Source organism: Caenimonas terrae (assembly GCF_042655405.1).
Lineage (GTDB): Bacteria > Pseudomonadota > Gammaproteobacteria > Burkholderiales > Burkholderiaceae_C > Ramlibacter > Ramlibacter terrae_A.
In genome coordinates this window covers 462,431-471,743 of the sequence record NZ_JBHSMF010000010.1, presented here as the reverse complement: position 1 = coordinate 471,743, position 9,313 = coordinate 462,431, and the positions used below count along the sequence as shown (strand labels likewise).

Below are 9,313 nucleotides of genomic sequence, written 5' to 3'. Positions count from 1 at the left end.
GCCATGAGCACCGATCCGGAAAGCACCATCGCCGCCAGCGGCAGCAGCGGGCCCAGCACGGTCTTCATGCCCGGCGACGAACGGCTGGCTGACCGGCGCATGGGAGCCGTCACGCCCGAACAGATGGTCTGGGCCCACGGGTCGCTGAACGGCCTGACCGAGGCGGCCATCATGATGGTGGACGACGAGCCGCTGAACATCGAGATGACCGAGGCCTTCCTGGAGGACGCGGGCTACCGGCACTTCGTCTCCACCACCCAGTCGGAGCAAGCGGTGGAGCTGATGCGTTCCCGCCGCCCCAGCCTGCTGCTGCTGGACCTGTCGATGCCCAAGGTCAGCGGCATGCAGATCCTGAAGGTGATGCGCGACGACCCGGTGCTGCGCCACGTGCCGGTGATCGTGCTGACCAGCACCCACGACCCGCAGGTCAAGCTGCATGCGCTGTCGCTGGGCGCGATGGATTTCCTGTCCAAGCCGGTCGACCCCAGCGAGCTGGCGCTGCGCATCCGCAACACCCTGGCCGCCACCGTGTACCGCGACTACCTGGCCGAGCACGATCCGCTGACCACGCTGCCCAACAAGCTGCGCTACAAGGAGGCGGTCAAGACGGCGCTGGCGCGGCCGGCGCAGCGCCGGGCCAAGGGAGCGCTGATCCACATCGGCGTCGACCAGCTGGCCAGCGTCAACGACGCCATGGGGCGGGCGGTCGGCGACCAGCTGATGCAGCGCATCAGCAAGCGGCTGGCCAGCTGCGTGGAGGCCGAGGCCGCCGATGCGGGCGCCGGGGCGGACGACCGGCCGACGCTGTACCGCTTCGACGGCGACGAGTTCGCGGTGCTGGTGCCGCAGATGGAGAGCGTCGAGACCACCGCCGACTTCATCAACCGGCTGCTGGATGCGGCGTCCACTAGCTTCAACCGCGGCGGTAGCCAGGAGATCTTCGTCACCTGCAGCATCGGCGTGGCGGTGTTCCCGGACGACGGCGACGAGATCGACAGCCTGGTGACCAACGCCGGCCTGGCGATGCGGCACGCCAAGAGCTCCGGCCGCCACACCTACGAATTCTTCTCCGGCGAGCTCAACGAAAAGGCCGTGCGCTCGCTCACCCGCGGCGCCGACCTGCGGGCGGCGTTCACCCGCGAGCAGGTGGAGGTGCTGTACCAGCCCCGGCTGCACACGCTCACCGGCAGCCTGGCGGGCGCCCAGGCGGTGGTGCGCTGGATCCATCCCTCGGGCGAGGTGTTCGAGGGCGACGCCGTGCTGAACATGGCGACCACCGCCGAAATGAGCATGGCGCTGGCGGAATGGACGCTGGGCCAGCTGCGTGACCAGAACAAGGAATGGCGCGCGGCGGCGCTGCGGCTGCCGCGCGTGGGCGTGCCGGTGTCGCTGGATCTGCTGGCCCTGCCGCACCTGGTGGACATCCTGCGCAAGAGCATCCGTGCCGGCCTGCAGCCGCAGTACCTGAGCGTGGAGCTGCGCGACGGCGCCGACCTGCAGCCCACCCCCGACAACCTGGAAGCCCTGGCGGGCCTGAAGAAGATGGGCGTGCACTTCGTGCTGGACCACTTCGGCGGCGCCGGCTCCAGCCTGCTGCAGGTGGGGCGCCTGCCGGCCGACGAGGTCAAGCTGCACCAGCAGTTCTTCCGGGAAGCCGGCAATGCGCCGTTGGCCGGCGCGATGCTGGACATGGCCCGCAGCATGCACCTGCGCACCGTGGCCACCGGCATCGAGACCGAAAGGCAGCTCGCGCTGCTGGAAGAAAAGCGCTGCGACGAGTACCAGGGGCCGCTGGCGGGTCCGCCGCTGAAGGCAGCGGCCTTCGCCCGCAAGTGGATGAGCGCGCAAAGCTAGCGGCGCCGGCGCAAAATCTGACAAGCTGCGGGATTCACCCGAGAGCAGGGAGCGCCCCGGCAGGCATAGACTGCCCCGGGGGACCCAGGTCCCAGGCTGCAGCGCCCCGTCCCGGGGTGCCGCGGGCAAGGCAAGGAGACAGCATTGCAGCGAACCGACATTGCCAACCCGGCCTACTTCCACAAGGTCGTCGATTGCCAGTACGCCTGCCCGGCGCACACCCCGGTCCCCGAATACATCCGCCTGATCGCCCACGGCCGCTACAGCGACGCCTACATGATCAACTGGGTGTCCAACGTGTTCCCGGGCATCCTCGGGCGCACCTGCGACCGCCCCTGCGAGCCGGCCTGCCGCCGCGGCCGGGTGGAGGAGAACAACGGGGCCGATCCGGAGCCGGTGGCGATCTGCCGGCTCAAGCGGGTGGCCGCCGACATGAAGTCCGACGTCGGCGCCCGCATGCCCAAGGCCGGCGCCAGCAACGGCCGGCGCATCGCCTGCATCGGCGCCGGCCCGGCCTCGCTCACCGTGGCCCGCGACCTGGCGCCGCTGGGCTACGAGGTGACGGTCTATGACGGCGAGGCGAAGGCCGGCGGCTTCATCCGCACCCAGATCCCGCGCTTCCGGTTGCCCGAGTCGGTGATCGACGAGGAGACCGGCTACATCCTGGACCTCGGCGTGAAGTTCAAGAGCGGCGAGCGCATCGAGTCGATGAAGGCGCTGATGCAGCAGGGCTACGACGCGATCTTCGTCGGCTGCGGCGCGCCGCGCGGGCGCAACCTGGAGCTGCCCGGCCGCCAGGAGGCGGCGGCCAACATCCACATCGGCATCGACTGGCTGGCGTCCGTTTCGTTCGGCCATGTCACCAGCATCGGCAAGCGGGTGATCGTGCTGGGCGGCGGCAACACGGCGATGGACTGCTGCCGCTCGTCGCGCCGGCTCGGCGGCACCGACGTCAAGGTGATCGTGCGCAGCGGCTTCGACGAGATGAAGGCCTCGCCCTGGGAAAAGGAAGACGCGATGCACGAGGGCATCCCGATCATCAACTTCCACGTGCCCAAGGCCTTCGTGCACGAGGGCGGCAAGCTCACCGGGATGACCTTCGAGATCGTCAAGGCCGTCTATGACGCCAGGGGCAAGCGCAGCCTGGTGCCCACCGGCGAGCCGGAGGCGTTCTTCGCCTGCGACGACGTGCTGGTGGCGGTCGGCCAGGAGAACGCCTTTCCCTGGATCGAGCGCGACAGCGGCATCGCGTTCGACGAGCACGGCCTGCCGGTGCTGGACAAGACCAGCCTGCAGGCCAGCGTGCCGAACGTGTTCTTCGGCGGCGATTCCGCCTTCGGCCCGAAGAACATCATCACCGCCGTCGCCCACGGCCACGACGCCGCGGTGTCGATCGACCGCTTCCTCAACGGCGAGGACGTGCGGGTGCGGCCCGACCCGATGGTCAACCTGGTGTCGCAGAAGATGGGCATCCACGAGTGGAGCTACGACAACGACACCGCCAACGACAGCCGCTACAAGGTGCCGTGGGCCAAGGCGGAGAAGGCGCTGGCCAGCATCAAGGTGGAAGTGGAACTGGGCTTCGACGTCGCCACCGCCGTGAAGGAGGCCGGCCGCTGCCTCAATTGCGACGTGGAGACGGTGTTCGCCGAGCCGCTGTGCATCGAGTGCGACGCCTGCGTGGACATCTGCCCGATGGACTGCATCACCTTCACCGAGAACGGGGAGGAGGCCGAGCTTCGCACCCGGCTGAAGGCGCCGGCGCTGAACCTGGCGCAGGACCTGTACGTCTCCGGCGGCCTCAAGACCGGCCGCGTGATGGTCAAGGACGAAGACGTCTGCCTGCACTGCGGCCTGTGCGCCGAGCGCTGTCCGACCGGGGCGTGGGACATGCAGAAGTTCCTGCTCAAGATGACGCCGGCCGGGCCGGCCGCGCGGGATTCCGGTCGGGCTGAGCCGGCCCTTCGACAGGCTCAGGGCGAACGGGTGTCGGGACAAGTTCAGGGCGAACGGGTGGGTGTCCGGGGGGCCGCAGCATGAACCGCATCGAAGCCGTCAACGATTTCGTCATCAAGTTCGCCAACGTCAACGGCTCGGGCTCGGCCTCGGCCAACGAACTGTTCGCCAAGGCCATCCTGCGCATGGGCGTGCCGGTCAGTCCGCGCAACATCTTTCCCAGCAACATCCAGGGCCTGCCGACCTGGTACGAGGTGCGGGTGACCGAGCAGGGCCACCTGGGGCGGCGCGGCGGCATCGACATGATGGTGGCGATGAACCCGCAGACCTGGGACGCCGACGTCGCCGAACTGGAGCCGGGCGGCTACCTGTTCTACGACAGCACGCGGCCGCTGCCGCCGGAGAAGTTCCGGCCCGACATCCACGTGATCGGCATGCCGCTGACCGAGATCTGCAACGCGGTCTATTCCGATCCGCGCCAGCGCCAGCTGTTCAAGAACATCGTCTACGTGGGCGCGCTGTCGGTGCTGCTGGAGGTCGATGCGGCCGCGATCGAGCAGCTGTTCGGCGAGCAGTACAAGGGCAAGGAGAAGCTGCTGGCCTCCAACGTGCAGGCACTGCACCTGGGGCGCGATTTCGTCAAGGAGCACCTGCCGTTCCCGCTGGGCATCACAGTGCGGCGCTCGGACAAGGTGGGCGACCGGATCTTCGTCGACGGCAACAGCGCCGCGGCGCTGGGCTGCGTCTACGGCGGCGCGACGGTCGCGGCCTGGTATCCGATCACGCCGTCGTCGTCGGTGGCCGAGGCGTTCGAGAAGTACTGCAGCAAGCTGCGGGTCGACCCGGCCACCGGCCAGCACCGCTACGCCATCATCCAGGCCGAGGACGAGATCGCCTCGATCGGCATGGTGGTGGGCGCCGGCTGGAACGGCGCGCGCGCCTTCACGGCCACCTCGGGGCCCGGGGTCTCGCTGATGACCGAGTTCATCGGGCTGGCCTATTTCGCCGAGATCCCGGTGACCATCATCGACGTGCAACGCGGCGGCCCGTCCACCGGCATGCCCACCCGCACCCAGCAGGCCGACATCATCTCCTGCGCCTATGCCTCGCACGGCGACACCAAGCACGTGCTGCTGTTCCCCGAGGACCCGCACGAATGCTTCGAGCACGCGGCCGCGGCGCTGGACCTGGCCGACCGGCTGCAGACGCCGGTGTTCCTGATGACCGACCTGGACATCGGCATGAACCAGCGCCTGTGCCAGCCCTTCGCCTGGGAGGAAGGGCGCGGCTACGACCGCGGCAAGGTGATGAGCGCGCAGGAGCTGGAAGCCGGCCGGGACTTCGGCCGCTACAAGGACGTGGACGGCGACGGCATCCCCTGGCGCACCCTGCCGGGCACCCATCCGACCAAGGGCAGCTATTTCACCCGCGGAACGACCCGCGATGCCTACGCCCGCTATTCGGAGCGCGGGCCGGACTACATCTACAACGTGGAGCGGCTGCTCAAGAAGTTCGCCACCGCGGCGGCGCTGGTGCCGCAGCCGGTGCTGCGGCCGGCGGCCCGGCCGACCCGGCTGGGGGTGATCTACTTCGGCTCCACCAGCCCGTCGATGCACGAGGCGCTGGAGGCGCTGGCGGCCGACGGCATCGAGCTGGACGCGCTGCGGCTGCGGGCATTCCCCTTTCCCGCCAGCGTGGCGCAGTTCCTGGCCGACCACGACAAGGTGTTCGTGGTGGAGCAGAACCGCGACGCGCAGATGCGCAGCCTGCTGGTCAACGAACTGGAGATCGACCCGAAGCGGCTGGTCAAAGTGCTGCACTTCGACGGCACGCCGATCACCGCGCGCTTCATCACCAGGGCGATCACGCAGCATCTGCGGCCCGATTCCGCCAGCCCGGCCCCCGCCATCCCGCAACCCCGGAAGCAAGCAGCATGACCTACCTTGCCAAGCCCCGCCTGCATCACCCGTCGCTGCACACCAACAAGGTGGGCTACACGCGGCGCGATTACGAGGGCAAGATCTCCACGCTGTGCGCCGGCTGCGGCCACGACTCGATCTCGGCGGCGATCATCGAGGCCTGCTGGGAGCTGGACATCCAGCCGCACCGGGTCGCCAAGCTGTCGGGCATCGGCTGCAGCTCCAAGACGCCCGACTATTTCCTGGGCGCCTCGCACGGCTTCAACACGGTCCACGGGCGGATGCCGTCGGTGCTCACCGGCGCCAACCTGGCCAACCGCGAGCTGCTGTACCTGGGCGTGTCGGGCGACGGCGATTCCGCCTCCATCGGGCTGGGCCAGTTCGCCCACGCCATGCGCCGCGGCGTGCGGATGGCCTACATCGTGGAAAACAACGGGGTCTACGGCCTGACCAAGGGCCAGTTCTCGGCCACCGCGGACCAGGGCTCGAAAAGCAAGAAGGGCGCGATCAACAGCGACAGCCCGGTGGACCTGGTGGCGATGGCGCTGCAGCTGGGCGCCACCTATGTCGGGCGCGGCTTTTCCGGCAACAAGGCGCAGCTGGTGCCGCTGATCAAGGGCGCCATGGAGCACGGGGGCGCCGCCTTCATCGACGTCATCAGCCCCTGCGTGGCCTTCAACAACCACCCGGGCAGCACCAAGAGCTACGACTACGTGCGCGAGCACAACGAGGCGGTGAGCCGGATCGACTTCATCACCGAGCGCAGCGAGATCACCGTCAGTGCCCAGCCGGGCGAGGTGGTGGACGTGCGCCAGCACGACGGCTCGCTGCTGCGCCTGCGCAGCCTGCATTCGGACTACAACCCCACCGACCGCCATGCGGCGATGAATTTCATGCAGGCGCACCAGGCGCGCGGCGAGATCGTCACCGGCCTGCTCTATGTGGACCCGCTGGCGACCGACCTGCACACCTCGTGCAACACCACGGCGACGCCGCTGAACGCGCTGGACGCGCCGCAGCTTTGCCCCGGCGCCGGCGCGCTCGGAAAGATCAACGCCTCCTTGCGTTAGGCCGCCCGCGCGCCTACATTGAATCGGAGGAGGCCCATCATGGCTGAACGCAGGGTTTTCGAGCCGGTGTCGCAAAAGCGTGTCGTCAGCATCGGGCCGCAGGCCAGCGTGCGGGACGCGGCCGGCGTGATGACGCGGGCCAATTGCGGCAGCGTGCTGGTCATGGAGCCGCCGCAGACCCTGCTGGGCATCGTCACCGAGCGCGACCTGATGACCCGGGTGCTGGCCAAGGGCCTGGACCCGGAACGCACCACGGTGCGCGAGATCATGACGCCCAATCCCACCTGCGTGCCGCCCGAGACGCTGGTGTCGGATGCGGTGGTCATCATGCTGGAACGGGGTTTTCGCCACCTGCCGATCGTCGGGCCCGGGTCCAGGATCCTGGGCGTGTTCTCGGTGCGCGACGCCTTGCCGCGGGAAATCGGCGCGGCGCTCGGCCAGGCCGAATTCAACGAGCAGGTCAACGACGCCCTGGGCTAGGGCGCGCCGCCGCGGCGGGCCCGGGCGCGCGCCAGCGCCGCCTCGATCACCGCGCGCTTGCGCTGCGACTCGGCGCCCTGTGCACCATGCGTGTGCGCCGGCAGGTCCGCCAGCTTCTCCACGGCCTTGCGCTCCAGCCGTTCGCCGGTGGCCTGCTGCTCGCGCTGCGCCTTGGCCAGATGGAATGCATAACGCTGCAGCGCGCGGGCGGCCTGCGGCTGCGACCAGGCCTGCCAGCCGCTGCGCTCGCCGGTGACGTTCTCCAGGCTGATGCAATCCACCGGGCAGACGGCGATGCACAACTCGCAACCGGTGCAGTCCGGCTCGATGACGGTGTGCATGCGCTTGTTGCTGCCCACGATCGCATCGGTGGGACATACCGGCAGGCACAGCGTGCAGCCGATGCACCAGGCCTCGTCGATCACGGCGACGCTGCGCGGGCCTTCGGTGCCGTTGGCCGGGTTCAGGGGGAGGGCGGGGCGGCCGGTGATGGCCGCCAGCCGGGCGATGCCCTCGGCGCCGCCGGGCGGGCACTGGTTGATGCCGGCCTGGCCGTCGGCAACCGCCTGCGCGTAGGAAGCGCAGTCCGGGTAGCCGCAGCGGGTGCACTGGGTTTGCGGCAAGGCGGAATGGATCCGCTCGGCCAGCGGCGTCACGACGTCTGCGCGACCTTCTTGCCCGGCGCCTTCAGCGCGGTGGAACTCTTGCCGCTACCCTTGACCATCGGGCCCTTGTCGTGTTGTGCGATGAAGTCGCGCACCTGCGGGTAGACGGTGTCGCGCCAGCGGCGGCCGCTGAAGATGCCGTAATGGCCCGCGCCCTTGACCTCCAGGTGCTTCTGGCGCGACTTGGGCACGTTCACGCACAGGCCGTGGGCGGCTTCGGTCTGGCCGGAGCCGGAGATGTCGTCCAGTTCGCCTTCGACGGTGAAATGGGCGGTGGTGGTGATGTCCTCCGGCCGCACCCGTTCGAGTTCGCCCTCCTGGCTGATCACGTCCCAGGTACCGTTGACCAGCGCGAACTCCTGGAACACGATCCGGATGGTCTCCAGGTAGTAGTCCGCGTCCATGTCCAGCACGGCGTTGTACTCGTCGTAGAACTTGCGGTGCGCCTCGGCGCTGGTGTCGTCACCGGCGATCAGGTGCTTGAAGTAGTCGTAGTGGCTGGACATGTGGCGGTCCGGGTTCATCGCCACGAAGCCGGTGTGCTGCAGGAAGCCCGGATAGACCCGGCGGCCGGCGCCGGGAAAGCTGCTCGGAACGCGGTAGATCACGTTGTTCTCGAACCATTCGAAGCTCTTGTTCATCGCCAGGTTGTTCACCGCGGTGGGCGACTTGCGGGCGTCGATCGGACCGCCCATCATCGTCATGCTCAGCGGCGTCACTTCGCCGCGGCTGGCCATCAGGGACACGGCGGCCAGCACCGGCACGGTCGGCTGGCACACGCTGATCACGTGGCAGTTGCCGTAGATGCCCTGCAGGTGGCGGATGAACTCCTGCACGTAGTTGACGTAGTCGTCCAGGTGGAACTCGCCCTGTTCCAGCGGCACGGTGCGGGCGTTCTTCCAGTCGGTGATGTAGACCTTGTGGTCCTTGAGCATGGTGCGCACGGTGTCGCGCAGCAAAGTGGCGTAGTGGCCGGACAGCGGCGCCACGATCAGGACGGCCGGCTGGCCCTTGAGCCGCTCCAGCGTCTTGGGGTCGTCGGAGAAGCGCTTGAAGCGGCGCAGCTCGCAGAACGGCTTGTCGACCTCGATCCGCTCGTGGATCGCGACGTCGATGCCGTTGACGTCCACCGTGGTGATGCCGAACTGGGGCTTCTCGTAATCCTTGCCCAGGCGATAGGCCAGGTCGTAGCCGGCCGCGACGCGCTGGGCGAAGGGGTTCTGGCCGAACGGGGAGAGCGGGTTGCTGTAGAGCTTCGCGGCAGCCTGCGCAAAGTCCGCGAATGGCTCCATCAGGTTGCGCTGGGCTTCGTAGATCTGGTAGAGCATGGGTCGCTTTGAAGTTGCTGCAGTGCAATATAGCACCTGTG

7 protein-coding genes are annotated in these 9,313 nt (G+C 68.6%); 5 read left to right on the top strand and 2 right to left on the bottom strand.

Features of this window, described 5'->3' with window-relative positions; genetic code table 11:
• Nucleotides 1–3: 3 nt before the first annotated feature.
• The 5 genes from ACFPOE_RS21455 (at nt 4) to ACFPOE_RS21435 (ending at nt 7,279) form a co-directional block, all read left to right on the top strand.
• The gene (locus tag ACFPOE_RS21455; RefSeq protein WP_376852366.1) at nt 4–1,854 is read left to right on the top strand and encodes a GGDEF/EAL domain-containing response regulator; all 1,851 of its coding nucleotides are present in this window, start codon (nt 4–6) and stop codon (nt 1,852–1,854) included.
• A gap of 144 nt (nt 1,855–1,998) precedes the next feature.
• Complete coding sequence (locus ACFPOE_RS21450) at nt 1,999–3,894, top strand: FAD-dependent oxidoreductase (RefSeq protein WP_376852365.1); 1,896 nt, start codon at nt 1,999–2,001, stop codon at nt 3,892–3,894.
• A complete protein-coding gene (locus ACFPOE_RS21445; protein ID WP_376852364.1) occupies nt 3,891–5,747 on the top strand; it encodes a 2-oxoacid:acceptor oxidoreductase subunit alpha in 1,857 nt (618 codons plus the stop codon). The genes ACFPOE_RS21450 and ACFPOE_RS21445 overlap by 4 nt, the downstream gene beginning before the upstream one ends.
• Complete coding sequence (locus ACFPOE_RS21440) at nt 5,744–6,799, top strand: 2-oxoacid:ferredoxin oxidoreductase subunit beta (protein ID WP_376852363.1); 1,056 nt, start codon at nt 5,744–5,746, stop codon at nt 6,797–6,799. The genes ACFPOE_RS21445 and ACFPOE_RS21440 overlap by 4 nt, the downstream gene beginning before the upstream one ends.
• 39 nt (nt 6,800–6,838) lie before the next feature.
• Nucleotides 6,839–7,279, top strand: a complete 441-nt coding sequence (locus ACFPOE_RS21435) for a CBS domain-containing protein (RefSeq protein WP_376852362.1) — start codon at nt 6,839–6,841, stop codon at nt 7,277–7,279.
• Here ACFPOE_RS21435 and rsxB read toward each other — a convergent pair.
• On the bottom strand, nt 7,276–7,935 hold the full coding sequence (rsxB, locus tag ACFPOE_RS21430) for an electron transport complex subunit RsxB (protein WP_376852361.1): 660 nt from the start codon (nt 7,933–7,935) through the stop codon (nt 7,276–7,278). The genes ACFPOE_RS21435 and rsxB overlap by 4 nt on opposite strands.
• Nucleotides 7,932–9,272, bottom strand: coding sequence for a polyhydroxyalkanoate depolymerase (locus ACFPOE_RS21425; RefSeq protein ID WP_376852360.1), 1,341 nt, complete (start codon nt 9,270–9,272; stop codon nt 7,932–7,934). Before ACFPOE_RS21425 ends, rsxB begins: the two co-directional genes overlap by 4 nt.
• Between the last annotated feature and the right edge of the window lie 41 nt (nt 9,273–9,313).